Origin of the sequence: Actinomadura xylanilytica (assembly GCF_030283145.1) — a bacterium.
Classification (GTDB): Bacteria; Actinomycetota; Actinomycetes; order Streptosporangiales; family Streptosporangiaceae; genus Spirillospora; species Spirillospora xylanilytica.
In genome coordinates this window covers 1,385,937-1,402,493 of the sequence record NZ_JASNWE010000001.1, presented here as the reverse complement: position 1 = coordinate 1,402,493, position 16,557 = coordinate 1,385,937, and the positions used below count along the sequence as shown (strand labels likewise).

The window sequence follows — 16,557 nt, the reverse complement described above, 5'->3', positions numbered from 1 at the left end:
CTCCTCTCATCCAAGGAGCCACGATGCCCGGACCCCGTCCCGTACGCGCGCCGCGCGGCACCTCGCTGACCGCCGCCAAGGGCTGGCCGCAGGAGGCCGCGCTGCGGATGATCCAGAACAACCTCGACCCGGAGGTGGCCGAGCACCCCGACGCGCTGGTGGTCTACGGCGGCTCGGGGAAGGCGGCCCGGAACTGGGACGCGTTCGACGGCATCGTCCGGTCGCTGGCCGGGCTGGAGGGCGACGAGACGCTGCTGGTCCAGTCGGGCAAGCCGGTCGGGATCTTCCGGACGCACGAGTGGGCGCCGCGGGTGCTCATCGCCAACTCCAACCTGGTGCCGCAGTGGGCGAACTGGGAGGAGTTCCGGCGGCTGGAGTCGCTCGGGCTGACGATGTTCGGGCAGATGACGGCCGGGTCGTGGATCTACATCGGCACGCAGGGCATCCTCCAGGGCACCTACGAGACGTTCGCCGCCGTCGCCGAGAAGAGGTTCGGGGGGACGCTCGCCGGGACGGTCACGCTGACCGCCGGGCTCGGCGGGATGGGCGGCGCGCAGCCGCTCGCGGTCACGATGAACGGCGGCGTCGCGATCTGCGTCGAGTGCGACCCGTCCCGCATCGACCGCCGTGTCGCGCACCGCTACTGCGATGTGCGCGCCGGGTCGCTGGACGAGGCGCTGCGGCTCGCCGAGGAGGCGCGGGCGGCGCGCCGCCCGCTGTCGATCGGGGTGCTCGGCAACGCCGCCGACGTCGTCCCCGAGCTGCTGCGCCGCGGCGCCCCGATCGACATCGTCACCGACCAGACCAGCGCGCACGACCCGCTGATGTACCTGCCGCGCGGCGTCGCGTTCGAGGACATGGCGGACGACCGCGACCGCGATCCGGCCGGGTTCACCGCCAAGGCCCGCGAGTCGATGGCCGCGCACGTGGAGGCGATGGTCGGGTTCCAGGACGCGGGCGCCGAGGTCTTCGACTACGGCAACTCGATCCGCGGCGAGGCGGAGACCGCCGGGTACGCGCGCGCGTTCGACTTCCCCGGCTTCGTGCCCGCCTACATCCGGCCGCTGTTCTGCGAGGGCAGGGGCCCGTTCCGGTGGGCCGCGCTGTCGGGCGACCCGAAGGACATCGCGCGCACCGACCAGGCGATCCTCGACCTGTTCCCCGACAACGAGCCGCTGACCCGGTGGATCAGGATGGCGGGGGAGCGGGTGCGCTTCCAGGGGCTGCCGTCCCGGATCTGCTGGCTCGGGTACGGCGAGCGCGACAAGGCCGGGGCGCTGTTCAACGACCTGGTGGCGCGCGGCGAGATCAGCGCGCCGCTCGTGCTCGGCCGCGACCACCTCGACACCGGCTCGGTCGCGTCCCCGTACCGGGAGACCGAGGGGATGGCCGACGGGTCCGACGCGATCGCCGACTGGCCGCTGCTGAACGCGATGCTCAACACCTCCTCCGGCGCCACCTGGGTGTCGATCCACCACGGCGGCGGCGTCGGCATCGGCCGGTCGATCCACGCGGGGCAGGTCTGCATCGCCGACGGCACCGAGCTGGCCGGGCGGAAGCTGGAGCGGGTGCTGACCAACGACCCGGGCTCGGGCGTCATGCGGCATGTCGACGCGGGCTACGACCGCGCCGCCGAGGTCGCCGCCGAGCGCGGCGTCCGCATCCCGATGTCCGAGCCGGGCCCCGCGCCGGACCGGCCCGGGCCGGGCCCCGCGCCGGACGGGCCGGCGGCGGGGGACGGGGCGTGAGCTTCGAGGAGATGTGGGCGGCGCTGCTGCCCGTCGGCCGGGACCCGGACGGTGGCGGCTACCACCGGTTCGCCTGGACGCCGCCGGAGCTGGAGTGCCGCGACTGGTTCCTCGACGAGGCGCGCGGGCGCGGCCTGCCGGTCGAGCCCGACGCCAACGGGAACCTGTTCGCCTGGTGGCTGCCCGAGGACGGGACGCGCGACGGCGCGGTGCTGACCGGGAGCCACCTGGACTCGGTGCCCGGCGGCGGCGCGTTCGACGGGCCGCTCGGCGTGGTGTCGGCGTTCGCCGCCATCGACCTGCTGCGCGAGCGGGGGGTCCGGCCGGCGCGGCCGATCGCGGTGGGCGCGTTCGCGGAGGAGGAGGGCGCCCGCTTCGGCGTGGCGTGCCTCGGGTCCCGGCTGCTGGCCGGCGTGATCGACCCGGCGCGGGCCCGCGCGCTGACCGACGCGGACGGGCGCACGCTGGCGGCCGTCCTCGCCGAGAACGGGCTGGACCCCGACGCGATCGGCCCGGACGAGGCCCTGCTCGGCCGCGTCTCCTGCTTCGTCGAGCTGCACGTCGAGCAGGGCCGGGCGCTGGAGGTCCCGGTCGGCGCGGCGAGCGCGATCGTCCCGCACGGGCGCTGGCGGTTCGACTTCGCGGGGGCGGGCGACCACGCCGGGACGACCCGGCTGGAGGACCGGCGCGACCCGATGCTCCCGTTCGCCCGGATGGCGCTGGCGGCGCGCGAGGCCGCCGGGCGGCACGGCACCCTCGCCACCGTCGGGAAGGTGCGGGTCACGCCGGGCGGCGTCAACGCGATCCCGTCGGCGGTCACCGCGTGGCTGGACGCGCGCGGCCCGTCCGCGGGCGGCGTGCGGCGCACCGTCGAGGACGTCGAGCGGGCCGCCCGCGCCGAGGCCGGCGCGCACCGGGTGACCGTCGGGGTGGCCGAGGAGTCGGCGTCCGAGGCGGTCGAGTTCGACCTGGCGCTCCGCGACCGCGTCTGCGCGGCGCTCGGCGGCGCGCCCGTCCTGCCGACCGGCGCCGGGCACGACGCGGGCGTCCTGTCCGCCCGGATGCCCGCGGCCATGCTGTTCGTCCGCAACCCCACCGGCGTCTCCCACGCGCCCGCCGAGCACGCCGACCCCGCCGACCGCGTCGCCGGGGTCGAGGCGCTCGCCGCGGTACTGGAGGACCTGACACACGGGTAGGAACCCCCTTATGCAATGGCATGCCGAACTTGCCTGGCTTGGAGATGGTCTATCCGCCGATGTCCTGTTCGAGGCGGACGGCGAGCGGTTCACCCGCGTCACCCGCGGCGTCCCGGCCCCCCCGGGCGTCCAGAGCCTGCCCGGCCTGACCCTCCCTGGCCTCGCGAACGCGCACTCCCACGCGTTCCACCGGGCGCTCCGCGGTCGCGTCCAGGCCGGGCGCGGGACGTTCTGGACCTGGCGCGAGCGGATGTACGAGGTGGCGGGCCGGCTCGGCCCGGAGTCCTACCGGGCCCTGGCGACCGCCGTGTACGCCGAGATGGCGCTCGCCGGGATCAGCTGCGTCGGCGAGTTCCACTACCCGCACCACCGGCCCGGCGGCGCCCCCTACGACGAGCCCAACGCGATGGGCGAGGCGCTGATCGCCGCCGCCGCCGACGCGGGCCTGCGCGTCACCCTCCTGGACACCTGCTACCTCAGCGGCGGCATCGGGCAGCCGCTCCAGGGCCCGCAGCTCCGCTTCGGCGACGGCACCGCGGGCAACTGGGCGCGGCGCGTCGACAGCCTCCACGAGCAGACCGGCAAGGCCCGTCCGCACGCCCGCGTCGGCGCCGCGATCCACTCGGTCCGCGCGGTGCCGCGCGAGCAGATCAGCGCCGTCGCGTCCTGGGCCAGGGAGCACGGCGCGCCGCTGCACGTCCACCTGTCCGAGCAGCCCGCCGAGAACGAGGCGTGCCGGGACGCCTACGGCGTCACCCCCACCCGCCTGCTGGCCGAGGCGGGCGCCCTCGGCGCCCGCACCACCGCCGTGCACGCCACCCACCTCACCCCGGACGACATCGACCTGCTCGGCGGCACCCTCACCGGCGTGTGCATGTGCCCGACCACCGAACGCGACCTGGCCGACGGCATCGGCCCGGCCCGCGCCCTCGCCGCTGCCGGCGCGCCGATCTGCCTCGGCTCCGACCAGCACGCGGTCGTCGACCTGTTCGAGGAGGCCCGCGCGGTCGAGCTGGACGAGCGGCTGCGCACCCGGGTGCGCGGGCACTGGACCGCCGGCGAGCTGCTCGCCGCCGCGACCTCCAACGGCCACCACGCCCTCGGCTGGCCCGAGGCCGGACGGCTCGAACCCGGCGCGTACGCCGACCTGGTCACCGTCGCCCTCGACTCGGTCCGCACTGCCGGGGCGGGCCCCCGGTACGCCGCCGAGACCGCCGTGTTCGCCGCCACCGCGGCCGACGTCCGGCACGTGGTCGTGTCCGGGCGGCAGATCGTCCACGACGGGCGCCACCTCCTGGTCGACGACGTCCCGCGCGCGCTCCGCGAGGCCGTCGAGGCGGTCACCGCACCGCCCGGGACGGCGCCCGGGACCGGCTGACCCTCCCGGTCCCGTCCGGAACGGGGACGGCCGTGCCGGCGGGACCCCGCCGACATTGAACCCCTGGACCGTGGTGCGGGCCCGTCCGCCGGGGTGATCATGTCCTGTCGCGTCGGTGCCGGCATGGAGGAGTTCTCATCATTCTCGGAAGAGCCGCCGAACGGGAACGGATCGCCGCGGTCGTCGCGGGAGCGAGCGCCGGTGCGGGAGGGGCCCTGGTCGTCCGGGGTGAGGCGGGCATCGGCAAGACGGCCCTGCTCGCCCACGCGGTCCGCCTGGCCCGTGGCCCCGTGCGGAGCCGCGCGGACGGCGTCCCCCGGGGCACCCGGGTGCTGCGCGGCGCGGGGCACGCCGACGAGGCCGCGCAGCCGTTCGCGTTCCTGGACCTGCTGCTGCGTCCCGTCCGCTACCAGGTCGCCCGGCTGCCCGAGCCGCGCGCGACCGCCCTGCTCGCCGCGCTGGACGGCGACGCCGACGGCGAGCGGGACCGCTTCGCCGTCCGGCGCGCGCTGCTGTCCCTGCTCTGCCGCCTGGCCGCCGAACGGCCGCTGCTCTGCCTCGTCGACGACGCCCGGTGGCTGGACCCGGCGTCGACCGACGCGCTGGCCTTCGCCGCGCGGCGGATCGGCGGCGAGCGGATCGCGCTGCTCATCGCGGCCCGCGACGGCGACGCCGCCCTCGCGCACGGCCTGCCGGAGCTGCCGCTCGGCGGGCTCGGCGCGGGCGCCGCCCGGGACCTGCTCCGCGAGCTCCCGGCCGCGGGCCCGCTCCCGGCGGTGGGTCCGCAGTCCACCGAACGGATCATCGCCGAGGCCGCCGGCAACCCGCTGGCCCTGCGCACGCTCGCCGCCGCCCTCGGCGCCGAGCAGCGCGCGGACGGCCTCAACCCGCACGCCTTCTACGACGGGACGGCGCCGGTCGCCGGCCCGGTGCCGGGGGAGTTCCGCGCGCGGCTGGAAGGGCTGCCCGCCTCCGTCCGGACCCTGCTGCTGGTCGCGGCGGCCGGCGACGACCGCGACCTGGTCGCCATGGCGCAGGCGGCCGAGACGCTCGGCCTGGACCACGCCGACCTCGGCCACGCCGAGCGGGCGGGCCTGCTCCAGGTCGCCGGGCTCGAGCTGAGGTTCACCCACCCGCTGCTGCGCGCGGTCGCCTACCAGGCCGCGACCACCGAGGAGCGCCGCGCGGCGCACCGCGCCCTCGCCGGGGCCGCCGGGCCGGACGGCGAGGAGCGGTGCGCCTGGCACCTCGCCGCCGCGGCCGCGGGCCCGGACGAGCAGGTGGCGGCGCGGCTCCAGTGGGTCGCCGAACGCGCGGGCGGCCGGCGGGGGCACACCGCGCACGCGCGCGCCGCACGCCTCACCCCCGACCGGCGGGTCCGGGCGCGGCGGCTGGTGACGGCCGCCCGCGCCGCGTTCGACGCGGGCCTGTCCGACGACGCGGAGCGGCTCGCGGACGAGGCCGCCGCCCTGACCGCCGACCCCGGCGTCGCCGCCGCCGCCGCGCGGGTCGGCGCGGGCGTGGCGTTCGAACGCGGCCTGACCCGGACGGCCTGCCGGACGCTGATCGACGGCGCCGCCCTGATCGGCGACCGCGACCCGGCCGAGCTGCTGCTGATGCTGTCGGAGGCCGTCCGCTGCGGCTGGCAGGCGGGCGACCCCCGGCTGCTCGGCGACGTCGAGCCGGTCCTGAGGACCCTGGCGCTGGGCGCCGTCTCGCTCGGCCGGGACTCGCCGCTCGCGCCGCTCCCCGCCGCGCTGTCGGCCGTCGTGGCGGCTCTGCGCACGGACCCGTCCGGCGTCGGCCCGGTCCGGGCGCTCGCCGCCGCCGCGAACTGCCCGATGCCCGCCGAACTGAACCACCGGCTGATGACGTCCGCGATCGGGGTCGCCGTGACCGGACCGGAGTCCGCCGCCGACTCCGCGGCAGAGTTCGCCGCCCGATGCCGCCGGGACGGGCTGCTCGGCCGCCTCCCGTACGCCCTCCACAGCCTCGGCCACGTCCAGCTCCACCAGGGACGGCACCACGCCGCCGAGACCACCCTCCAGGAGGGACTGGCCCGGGCCGTCGAGACCGGACGGCTCCACTGGGCGAACCAGTGCAGGGCGCTGCTGGCCTGGATCTCCGCCGTGCGCGGGGACGAGGCGCGCTGCGACGCGTTCAGCGCGGACGCCATGACGGACGTTCCGGAGGCGGACGTGGTCGAGGGCAACGCGCTCGCCGCCGCCTACACCTCCTGGGCCCGCGCCCTGCTCGACCTCGGGTACGGACGCACCGCCGAGGCGTTCGCCCGGTTCGAGGCGCTCTGGCCGACCGTGCCCTGCTCCGCCGCCATCCGCCGCGCCCCCGACCACATCGAGGCGGCGGTGCGCTGCGGACGGCCGGACGCCGCCGCCAGGCCGCTCGCCCTGCTCGAAGCCTGGAACGAGCACAACCCGTCCCCGGCCGTCAGGGCCGTCACCGAACGCTGCCGGGCCCTCCTGACGGCGACCGGGGACGCCGAGCAGCACTACGCGGAGGCGCTACGCCTGCACGCCGAGACGGACCAGCCCTACGAGCGGGCCCGCACCGAACTGCTCTACGGGCAGTGGCTGCGGCGGGTCCGCAGGCGTGCCAAGGCGCGGACGCACCTGGAAGCTGCCGAAGAGGCCTTCCAGCTCCTGGGCGCCCATCCCTGGACGGTCGCCGCCCGCACCGAACTGGAGGCGACCGGCGTGCCGGCCGCGTCCCCGCCCGGCCCCTTGGCCCCCGTCGGCGGCGGACTCACCCACCAGGAGCTCCAGATCGTGCGGCTGGCCGCGTCCGGCGCGAGCAACCGCGAGATCGCCACCCGCCTGTTCCTCAGCCCCCGCACGGTCGGCAACCACCTCTACCGCGCCTTCCCCAAGCTCGGCATCAAACGCCGCGCCGAGCTCTCCCGCCTGGGGTTCGGCTGATCCCGCCCCGCCAGGGCTCTCCACCACCCGGCCGGGGCGCCGGGCCCCCCGCCCCGGAAGCTCCACCCCCCGCCCCGGAGGCTCCACCCGCCTGCCGGGGCGGCTTGCGGCCCTGGAGGGTCCGGGCGCGGCTGAGGGTCTGGCTGGGCGTCTCGCCGAAACGCTGCCGGTAGTGGGCGGAGAAGCGGCTCATGTGCAGGTACCCGGCCGCGCCGGCGGCGTCGCTGATGACGCGCGGGCCCGGCCCGGCCTCGACGAGCGCCGCGCGGGCGTGGTCGAGCCGGACGCCGCGCAGGAGCTGGGTGGGGGTCAGTCCCCACTGGTCCCGGCAGATGACCTGGAGCTGCCGGACGCCGACGCCCGCGGACGCCGCCATGTCGGTGACGCCGATCGGCCGGTGGTGGTGCGCCTGGACCCAGTCCTCGATCAGGCCGGCGAGGTGGTGCGGCGAGCGGCGCACCGGCTCGACGAGACTTGCGGTCGCGGTGTGCGGCAGCCCGAGCAGGAGCGCGGTGAGGAGCGACTCCTCCAGGCTGCGCGCCGCCAGCGGGTGGATGCCGCCGGCCGCGGCGTGGTCGAGCACGTCGCAGACGTGCCGCCAGGTGCGCTCGACGAGCGACGGCGAGGCGGCGGGCGGGCCGTCCACGCTGTGGAACCGCAGCGGCGGGCAGCGCTCCTCGCCGAGGTGGTCGGCGAGGTGGTCGGCCAGGCGCCCGGTGGTGGTCGCGATGACCAGGCAGCCGAGGTACGGGTCCGGGGTCATCCGCATCCGCTGGTCATGGGAGAGGACGAGGCTGCTCCCCTGGCCGGTGTCGTGCCCGGTGCCGGTGCGGTACTCCACCCCCATGGGCGCGTTCGGGGCGCACATGGCGAACTCGCCCTCGGTGGGCGGGGTCTCGACGATGACGCCCTCGCCCCCGTACCGCACCCAGACCAGATTGACCGCCCCGACCGACAGGCCGTTCACCATCCCGTCCAAGGGGAGGTCGGGCCTGCGGGACTGGAGGTCGTGCCCGACGGCGAGCGGCTCGACGGCGGAGTGCAGGACTCCGATGTCGTCGCTGACGACCCGCTGGTGGGAGGCCAGCAGCGGCGGGCGGGCGTCGGGGCCCGGATCCATGGCCGCGGTCATGCGCCCGCGGCGGTCGCGCCGGGCCGGGCCGCGCGGACGCCGCGCGCCTCCAGGCGGGGGATGACCTCGGCGGCGAAGTAGCCCAGCTCGTCGGCGTAGTTGAGGAACGACAGGGCGATCCCGTCGAACCCGGCGCCGGCGAAGGCCGCGATCGCGTCGGCGACGTCGTCGGGGTCGCCGACGAGCGGGCAGCTCCCGTGCCCGGCCGCGAACCGGTCCCGGTGGAGTTGGAGCATCTCCGGCGTGAACGACTGCGCGTGCAGCCCCTGGAGTCTCATCACCTCGTCCACGGCGGGCCAGTCGGCGTGCTCGTCGGCGTAGTGGCGCAGCCGCTCTCGCGCCTCGGCCCGGGTCGGAGCGCAGACGACGTGGCCCAGGGTGAACACCCCGACCGTGCGCCGGTGCGTCGCCGCCTCCGCGCGGATCGCCTTCACGATCTCCGCCCCGTCCTCGGGACCTCCGACGACGGTGAAGGCGCGATCGGCGTTGCGGGCGGCGAACGAGCGGCCCTGCTTGGACGACCCGGCGTTGATCGTGGGCAGCGACCGCCCGTTGTACGGCTTGGGCGCGCCGACCACCCGCTTGAGCTGGAAGAAGCGCCCGTCGTGGTCGAACGGCTCGGCGCTGGACCAGATGCGGCTGACGATGTCCCACCACTCCTGCGCGTACGCGTAGCGGGTGTCGTGGTCGCTGGGGAGCGAGAGCCCGAACATCTCGTACTCGGGGGCGTGCCAGCCCGCCACGATGTTCAGCCCGACCCGTCCCGCGCTGAGGTGGTCGGCGGTCGCGAGCTGCTTGGCCGCCACCACCGGATGGTGGAAGGCGGTGTGCACGGTGGTGAACACCCTGATCCGCCGGGTGGCGGCGAGGAGCCCGGACGCCCAGACCAGCGGGTCCAGGACGCTCTGGTGGAAGGCGGTGTCCCGGCCCCAGTCGGTCCAGCGCGCGACCGGCAGCATGAAGTCGATGCCCGCCTCGTCGGCCAGCCGGGCCAGCCGGAGATTGTCGTCCCAGCTCGCGCTCCACCGTTCCGGAACGGTGGTGATCGCGAGCCCTGACTCGGTGTTGGGAGAGAACAACCCGAGCTGGAACCCCATGCCGCCCCGCTTTCATCCGCCTGCGCGGTCTCGCCCTTGATCGACGCCCTCAGTATCGGGGCGGGATCCGCCGCCGGGCAATGGCTCCGGCATCAGCGTCCGACCGGGATGGCGCTCAGCGCGAGCCGGTCGAATGGCCCGAGCGGTCGGCTCTCGCTCGTCCGCCGGCCTTCCGTGGTCGCGTATATGACCACCCGGGAGGTGTAGCGCTTCCGCTCTTTCGCCCAGCGCATCAGCGTCTCCACGGTTTCGGCGAGATGGGTGCCGCAGGAATCGTCGCTTCGCGGGACGGCGCGGCGGTCGGTGTCCGCGGCCGTTTCCAGCCGGACGTGAAAGCAGGTCAGGCGCCGGCATTCGGGGACCGGGCACGGCTGTTTGGCGTCGAAGGGGAACCTGGCGGGTTCGCCGGGCATCGTGGTGGCCTTTCGGGGTCGCTGCGGCGGTGCCGGGGCGGACGGGACGGGCGGGCGCGGGGACTTCGGGTCCGGCCCGGCGGCCGGAACGGCCGGCCGCCGGGGAATCGGCAGGTCAGAGCATGATCCGTCGCGCTAGTGCCGCCATGGCAGGACGCCCAGGAGCAGCCGGAGCAGCCGGAGGTTGTTGTCGAAACCGGCCTGGTCGCGGTGCGCCCGCCAGGCGATCGTCATGACCACCGCCACGTACACCGCGAAGGGGACGCCGATGATCGCGGCGACCGCGATGCCGGTGGTGCCGCCGAACTGGGTCAGTGCGTGGTTACCGGGGGGTTGAACAATCCCCGCAACTCCATGGATAGTAGGGTCGTGCATGGATGTGCCTCCGTGATCTGCTTCGTGAAACGGGCCTGGTTACGGATGGTGCAGGGAAGGGCCGGCTTCTCCCGTAGAACTGTTTGCCGCAGATACGGGTTGGTCGGCCCTTCCGTGTAAAGGGCGATGAAACAAAGAGCGCCCGCCTGTTCCGGCGGACGCACGGCGAATAGCGAGAGCCCCGCGTGCCGATCGCTCCGCGTGCGCCAGTGCGCCGGCGCACCGGCGACGGGCAGGGCGGGCTCATCGTGGAGCGACCCAAAGGCGGCCGTCGTCCGCACGGCACCGATGACGGACCCGGACGGTGAGCCGCCTCCCCGTGAATGATGCCGCACCTCGCCCTCTACTTCAAACGCAAACCAGCAAGATTCGGGACGGGATGCGCTTTTTAGCTAGCGGAGCGGCTGACGGCGCAGGTCACGGCGTGGATCTTTTTTCCCGGCCGTGACCTGCGGGTCCGCCATCCGTGCCGCCGATAGTGCATTTCCGACTTATAGGTCTAACAGCGTTTTTTGGGGCTATTGGGTGGATATGTCGTCACCCGCTAGGTGAGCGTGTTGCCGCCGTTGACGGTGATCCTCTGCCCGGTGATGAAGGCGGCCCGGTCCGAGGCGAGGAAGGCGACCGCCTCGGCCACGTCCGTGGGCACGCCGAAGTGCCCGAGCGGCACCTGCTCCGCGTACTCGTCCTTGGCGCCGGCGGGGATGCCCTCGTGCCGGTCGGTGGGGATCCAGCCCGGCGCGACGAGGTTGACGGTGATCCCGTACCGGCCGAGCTCGCGCGCCCAGGAGCGGGTGAGCCCGAGCTGGGCGGCCTTGGCGGCGACGTAGGCGCTGGACTGCGGCGGGCCCAGGTCGACGACGTCCGACCCGACGTGGACGATACGGCCGAACCCGCGCTGCTTCATGCCCGCGATCGCCTTCTGCGTCAGCAGGAGCGGGCTCTTGACGAAGAAGTCGAGCTGGTCGAGCACGTCCTGCCAGCGCAGCTCCTCAATGGGGATGTCGGGCTGGGGGCCGGTCGCGTTGAGCACCAGGACGTCGACCCCGCCGAAGGCGGCCACCACGCGCCGGTACAGGTCGTCGACCTCGGCCTCGTCGGTGACGTCGGCGCGGAACAGCGCGGCCCGCCCACCCGCGGTGGTGATCTCCTTCTGCAACGCCTCGGCCGTCCCGCCGTCGCGCAGGTAGTTGATCGCGACGTCGGTGCCGTCGCGGGCCAGCGCGGCCGACACCGCCGCGCCCAGCCCCCGGGACGCTCCGGTCACCAGGGCGACCCTCCGGCCGGTCACCGGCGGGCCTCCTCAGTCGACGGCCCGCCTGATCCACACCGCCGCATGGCCCTCCCGCCACCGTGCCGTCCGGCCGGCCCTCGGGCGCCGGCGGAACCGCTCCGAAACATGGTCATTCATGGTCACTACCCGCGCGGGCGGACAGTGAACAACAAACGTGGTGAAGCGCTCGGCGGCCCGTGCCGTCCAGAACGACCGCCGTGCCGGGAGCATCGGGTGTTGTTCTATCGCGCCCCCAAGGTCGTTGTCGCGCGCGACCCGCGGCCTTCGCAAACAAGATCATCTCGGTTCGGCGCGGCGCCGCCGAGAACCGCCGGGCGCGCTTATCGGGCCGAATCACCGGCCGCCGGGGGCGGTCTCGGATAACCCCGAGTGATGTCCGACTCCATGCGACACATGCGATATGTGCGATATGGGCAACGTGTGGCAAGAAGGGTGCTCTGGCGAAATATAACAAGCTGGTAACATTCGGCTGTGATACGCAGAAAAATGAAACTTTGCATAAAACCAGCAGATGAGCATCTGCGTCAAGGTCGGGTTACCGGTTTCTACCTTGCCGGTGCTAGTGCAGGGATGATAGACCCATGACTATGAATCTGACACGGCTCGTTCAAATCGGTCGGACAAGAGCCTCCGATGGCGTACCGCGTCAGTTCAAGAATCCTTGACTATTCACCGGTCCCGCACTGACCGTGCGGCCGGCGGATCGAAACGGATGCCCTTCTTGAAACGTCTTGGATCGGATCGACACGGTCAAGAGAGAGGAGTGCTCGGATGACGTACGTGGTGCCCTACAGCGGGATCTCCAACCAGCCGGGCGAGGAAGAGATCAAGGCCGTCACCGACGCGCTGGGCCAGGACACGCTGGCGATGGGGCCGAGCGGTGCCGAGTTCGAGCGGCGTCTGGCCGAGCAGATCGGCGCCCGGCACGCCCAGGCGACCAGCTCGTGCACGACCGCCCTGTACCTGGCCGCCAAGGTGCTGGAGCTCCAGCCGGGCGACGAGGTGATCACGTCCCCGCAGACCTTCTGGGTGACCACCTGGCCGCTCCAGGCGCGCGGCTGCGTCGTCAAGTTCGGCGACATCGACCCCGACAGCCTCACCCTCGACCCGGCCACCATCGAGCCGCTGATCACCGAGCGGACCAAGTCGATCTGGGTGGTGCACTACGGCGGCCAGGCCGCCGACATGGACCCGATCATGGACATCGCGCGCCGCTACGGGCTGACCGTGGTCGAGGACTGCGCGCACGTCGCCGGCGGCACCTACAAGGGCCGGCCGCTCGGCACCATCGGCGACATCGGCTGCTTCAGCTTCCACTCGCTGAAGAACATGACCAGCGGCGAGGGCGGGGCGTTCGTCGCCAACGACGACCGGTACGCCGAGATGGCCCGCGCGCTCGGGACCCTGCACGTGTGGGGCGAGATGCGCGAGCGCGAGGACCCGCGCATCGGCCCGTACCGGCAGCCCGAGTACTACCGCGACGCGCACTCGCTCAAGTCGTACACCCACGACTACGTCGACGGGCACTACCTGGTCGGCAACAACTACCGGATGAGCGAGCTGAGCGCCGCCCTCGGCATCGTCCAGCTCGGCAAGCTCGGCAAGCTCAACGAGCGCCGCCGCGACATCGCGCAGCGGCTCAACGACGCGCTGCGCGACGTGCCCGGCATCGACGTCCAGACCGAGAAGCCGTACGCGCACCACATCTACCACCTGTACACGCTCCTCTACCGGCCCGAGATCGTCGGCGCACCGAAGGACGCGTTCATCCGGCACCTCCAGGAGCGGGAGGGCATCGAGATCGTCATTCGCTACTTCCCGATCCACCTGCTGCCGGAGTTCCGGGCGCTCGGGCACCGCTACGGGCAGTGCCCGGTCGCCGAGAAGACCTATTTCGAGCACCAGATCCAGCTCCCGATCTACGACCACCTGACCGACGCGCAGGTGGACCACATGATCGGCGCGGTCCGCCGCGGCGTCGCCGAACTCGGCGCCGGGCGGTGACCGGCGGTGGCCACCGGACGCCGGCCGACCGGCCGCCCCGGTGACCGCCGCATCCCCGGTCGACGCCGTGCGAACGGCGATCGAAGCCCGCAGAGAAAGGACTCGATAGTCGCCTTTCCCGTCTTCCCCCACCCCCTGTTCCCCCCTCGCCCGCGAGCCGGGCAAGTGAGAGCTGGAGTTTCATCATGGGTAGAACATTCCTGGAATCCTCCTCCCTAGAGAACGCCGACGTCGCCGTCACCGGAGGGTCCGGCTTCGTCGGCAGAAATCTCGTCGCCGCGCTGGCCGACATCGGTAAAAGCGTGGTCGTGGTCGACCTCGCCCCGCCGTCGCCGGAACTGGCCGCGCTGCCCGGCGTCCGGCACATGCGCGCGGACGTACGGGACTATGGCGAGACGCTCCTGGCGCTGCGGAACGTCGACACGGTCTTCCATCTCGCCGGAAACGCGAGCGGCACCCTCTCCGTCGAATACCCCCGATTCGATTTCCAGGTCAACGGCCTCGGAACCTGCAATGTGGGCAACGCCTGCGTCGAACTCGGCGTGCGCCGGCTGGTCTACCTCTCCTCGGCGATCGTGTACGGCACCCCGCGGACGTGCCCCATCACCGAGGAGCACCCCATCCGGCCGTTCCTGCCCTACGGCGCGTCCAAGCTGTCGGGGGAACTGACCCTGCGCAGCCTGCACGAGGCCATCGGCCTGCCGGTGGTGATCGGCCGGTCGTTCGTGATCTACGGGCCGGGCGAGGACCCGCGCACCGCCGGCGGCGAGGTGTCGCAGTTCCTGCGCTGGCAGCTCAACGAGCTCCCGATCCCGGTGGTCGGGGACATCGACCGCAAGACCCGCGACTTCATCCACGTCGCCGACCTGTGCGCGGCGCTGATCACCCTGGCCGACGCCGGCACCGCCGGCGAGATCTACAACCTCGGCAGCGGGACGGAGGTGTCCATGCGCGAGCTCGCCGACGCCGTGGCCGCCGCCACGGGCCGTCCCGCCCAGCTCCAGGCCGACACCTCCCAGCTGGAGGACAGCTTCCGGCTGGTGGCCGACATCTCCAAGATCCGCGACATCGGGTTCCGGCCCAGCGTCGCGCTCGACAAGGCGCTCAAGGAGCTCACCGACAGGCTCGGCGCCTTCCCCGAACTCCCCTCGACCACCGCCGTCTTCCGCCGTGAGCGCGTCGAGCAGCTCTGACCGCCGGCCCTGACCCCGGTGGCGGAGCGCACTCCGGCCCCCGGGGCAGGGCCTCGGACCGGTCCAGGTGGAACGGTCCCGCCAGTCTCGCCGCGGCACACCGCCCGGCGATGCGACCGGTGCCCGGAAGGGCCGCCGGACCCGCTCCGGGGTCCGGGAGGGCATCCGGCCGCCGAGAGATCCCCGCCCGCGGGCCGGTGCCGAGCGCGCCGGCCCCCGGGACCCCGAACGAGTGTCCAGACGGCGCGCGTCCGCCCCTGTGCTCCACCGGTCCTGATGGACGGACGCGGCGCGTTCGATTTCGGAACCCCGTACCGAGACTGCGACGGGCCGCAGCGTGAGCCCGTGCCAACGAAGTACCCGAGGGAGGGAAAACCGTGGCCAGAGGCGAGATCGAGGGCGCCGCCCGCGCCATAGACGCGAACGGTCCAGACCCGGATCACCCGGCCAGGGCGTATGCCGCACTGCCCGCCGTGCGCAAGCGGGCGGCGCGGGCCGCGGTCAGCGGCGTCTTCTTCGTGAACGGCACCGCGTTCGCCTCCTGGGCCGCGCGGGTGCCGGCCGTGCGAGACGGCCTGGGGATGTCCGACGGGGGGCTGGCCGTGGCGCTGGCCGGCCTCGCCGCCGGAGCCTTCGCCGGCCTGCCGCTGGCGGGCGGCCTGGTGGCCCGCTGGGGCAGCCGGCGGGTGATGGTCGGCGGCGCCGCCCTCTACCTGGGCGCGATGCCGGTGATCGCGCTGGCCCCCGGGCTGGCCTGGCTGACCGCGATCCTGGCGGTGTTCGCGATCGGCAACAGCACCGTGGACGTCGCCATGAACACCCAGGGAGTCCTGGTCGAGCGGGCCTACGGCCGTCCCGTCCTCGGCGGGTTCCACGCCATGTTCAGCCTCGGCGCTGTCGTCGGCGCGGCAGCCGGCGGCCTGGCCGCCTCCGCGGGCGTCAGCGTCGGGGCGCATCTCCTGACCATCGCGATCGTGCTGTCCTTCGTGTGCGCCGGGGCGACGTTCTTCCTGCTGCCCGACGCGCCCAAGACCGACGACTCGCCCTTCCTCGCCCTGCCCACCCGGGAGCTGTGGCCGGCCGGCCTCATCGCGTTCTGCGCGCTGATGGGGGAGGGGCTGATGAACGACTGGGGCTCGGTCTACCTGCACGACGTCGCCGACTCGTCGGCCGGGGCCGCCGCCACGGGGTTCGCGGTCTTCTCGGCCGGCATGGTGGCGGGCCGGCTGGCCGCCGACCGGGTGCGCGCCTTCGCGGGCGCCGACCGGTTCGTCCTCGGCTGCGCCGTCCTCGCCGGCTGCGGCTCCGTCCTCGCGATCGCGCTGCCGAACCCGCACGCCGGCCTGGCGGGCTACGCCCTGATCGGGCTCGGGCTGGCCGCCGTCGTCCCGGTCGCCTTCAGCCACGCCGCCCGGTTCGCGCCCGACCGGCCCGGCCTGTCGATCGCCGCCGTCTCCACCGTCGGCTACGTCGGGTTCCTCGCCGGGCCGCCCATCATGGGCGGCATCGCCGAGACGACCGGGCTGCGGGCGGCGATGCTCGTGTTCCTCATCCTGATGGGGGCCATGGTCTCCCTCGCCCCCCGCCTGCGGCCCGGCTGAGCGGGCGCCCCGCGAGAACCGCCGCCGGACCGGTGGCCGGCCCCGACGGTGCAGGCCGGCGCGGCTCCCCGCTGGGAAAGGAGGGGGACGGCGGCGGGGTGGCGGAGGTAAAGCAGCGCCAAGACTCGTCCATGAACGATCACTCGGAGCTTGGCCCGGGAACCCGCCCGGGTAGGTGGGGAGGAACCGA

At 74.0% G+C, this 16,557-nt stretch carries 12 protein-coding genes; 7 read left to right on the top strand and 5 right to left on the bottom strand.

Features of this window, described 5'->3' with window-relative positions; translation table 11 throughout:
• The first annotated feature begins 23 nt into the window (after positions 1–23).
• The 4 genes from hutU to QP090_RS06495 all read left to right on the top strand — a co-directional run bounded on the left by hutU (position 24) and on the right by QP090_RS06495 (position 7,258).
• On the top strand, positions 24–1,748 hold the full coding sequence (hutU, locus tag QP090_RS06510) for a urocanate hydratase (RefSeq protein ID WP_285937577.1): 1,725 nt from the start codon (positions 24–26) through the stop codon (positions 1,746–1,748).
• Positions 1,745–2,944, top strand: coding sequence for an allantoate amidohydrolase (locus QP090_RS06505; RefSeq protein WP_285937576.1), 1,200 nt, complete (start codon positions 1,745–1,747; stop codon positions 2,942–2,944). Before hutU ends, QP090_RS06505 begins: the two co-directional genes overlap by 4 nt.
• Positions 2,945–2,954: 10 nt before the next feature.
• Positions 2,955–4,322: a formimidoylglutamate deiminase gene (locus tag QP090_RS06500; protein WP_285937575.1), complete on the top strand. Its 1,368-nt coding sequence runs from the start codon at positions 2,955–2,957 to the stop codon at positions 4,320–4,322.
• A gap of 104 nt (positions 4,323–4,426) precedes the next feature.
• Complete coding sequence (locus QP090_RS06495) at positions 4,427–7,258, top strand: AAA family ATPase (RefSeq protein WP_349666482.1); 2,832 nt, start codon at positions 4,427–4,429, stop codon at positions 7,256–7,258.
• Here the strand turns inward: QP090_RS06495 and QP090_RS06490 are convergent.
• The 5 genes from QP090_RS06490 to QP090_RS06470 form a co-directional block, all read right to left on the bottom strand.
• Positions 7,218–8,378: an AraC family transcriptional regulator gene (locus tag QP090_RS06490; RefSeq protein WP_285937574.1), complete on the bottom strand. Its 1,161-nt coding sequence runs from the start codon at positions 8,376–8,378 to the stop codon at positions 7,218–7,220. The two genes, QP090_RS06495 and QP090_RS06490, sit on opposite strands and share 41 nt — an antisense overlap.
• Positions 8,379–8,386: 8 nt before the next feature.
• A complete protein-coding gene (locus QP090_RS06485) occupies positions 8,387–9,487 on the bottom strand; it encodes an LLM class flavin-dependent oxidoreductase (protein WP_285937573.1) in 1,101 nt (366 codons plus the stop codon).
• A gap of 92 nt (positions 9,488–9,579) precedes the next feature.
• Entirely contained in the window at positions 9,580–9,900 is a 321-nt protein-coding gene (locus tag QP090_RS06480) for a hypothetical protein (RefSeq protein WP_285937572.1), read from the bottom strand.
• 135 nt (positions 9,901–10,035) lie between these two features.
• Positions 10,036–10,275, bottom strand: coding sequence for a hypothetical protein (locus tag QP090_RS06475; protein WP_285937571.1), 240 nt, complete (start codon positions 10,273–10,275; stop codon positions 10,036–10,038).
• 544 nt (positions 10,276–10,819) lie between these two features.
• Positions 10,820–11,566, bottom strand: a complete 747-nt coding sequence (locus tag QP090_RS06470) for an SDR family NAD(P)-dependent oxidoreductase (RefSeq protein WP_285937570.1) — start codon at positions 11,564–11,566, stop codon at positions 10,820–10,822.
• A 774-nt stretch (positions 11,567–12,340) separates the two neighbouring features.
• On the opposite strand from QP090_RS06470, the gene QP090_RS06465 reads away from it, so the two are divergent.
• From QP090_RS06465 to QP090_RS06455, 3 genes are all read left to right on the top strand, one after another.
• Complete coding sequence (locus QP090_RS06465; protein ID WP_285937569.1) at positions 12,341–13,573, top strand: DegT/DnrJ/EryC1/StrS family aminotransferase; 1,233 nt, start codon at positions 12,341–12,343, stop codon at positions 13,571–13,573.
• 185 nt (positions 13,574–13,758) lie between these two features.
• Entirely contained in the window at positions 13,759–14,766 is a 1,008-nt protein-coding gene (locus QP090_RS06460) for an NAD-dependent epimerase/dehydratase family protein (protein WP_285937568.1), read from the top strand.
• A 377-nt stretch (positions 14,767–15,143) separates the two neighbouring features.
• Entirely contained in the window at positions 15,144–16,367 is a 1,224-nt protein-coding gene (locus QP090_RS06455; protein ID WP_285937567.1) for an MFS transporter, read from the top strand.
• Positions 16,368–16,557 lie beyond the last annotated feature (190 nt).

Bases quoted from the DNA above. Each gene is read 5' to 3' on its own strand.
- QP090_RS06465 (WP_285937569.1), top strand. From the start codon at position 12,341: ATGACGTACGTGGTGCCCTACAGCGGGATCTCCAACCAGCCGGGCGAG.
- QP090_RS06490 (WP_285937574.1), bottom strand. From the start codon at position 8,378: ATGGATCCGGGCCCCGACGCCCGCCCGCCGCTGCTGGCCTCCCACCAG.
- QP090_RS06500 (WP_285937575.1), top strand. From the start codon at position 2,955: ATGCAATGGCATGCCGAACTTGCCTGGCTTGGAGATGGTCTATCCGCC.
- QP090_RS06480 (WP_285937572.1), bottom strand. From the start codon at position 9,900: ATGCCCGGCGAACCCGCCAGGTTCCCCTTCGACGCCAAACAGCCGTGC.
- QP090_RS06485 (WP_285937573.1), bottom strand. From the start codon at position 9,487: ATGGGGTTCCAGCTCGGGTTGTTCTCTCCCAACACCGAGTCAGGGCTC.
- QP090_RS06475 (WP_285937571.1), bottom strand. From the start codon at position 10,275: ATGCACGACCCTACTATCCATGGAGTTGCGGGGATTGTTCAACCCCCC.
- hutU (WP_285937577.1), top strand. From the start codon at position 24: ATGCCCGGACCCCGTCCCGTACGCGCGCCGCGCGGCACCTCGCTGACC.
- QP090_RS06460 (WP_285937568.1), top strand. From the start codon at position 13,759: ATGGGTAGAACATTCCTGGAATCCTCCTCCCTAGAGAACGCCGACGTC.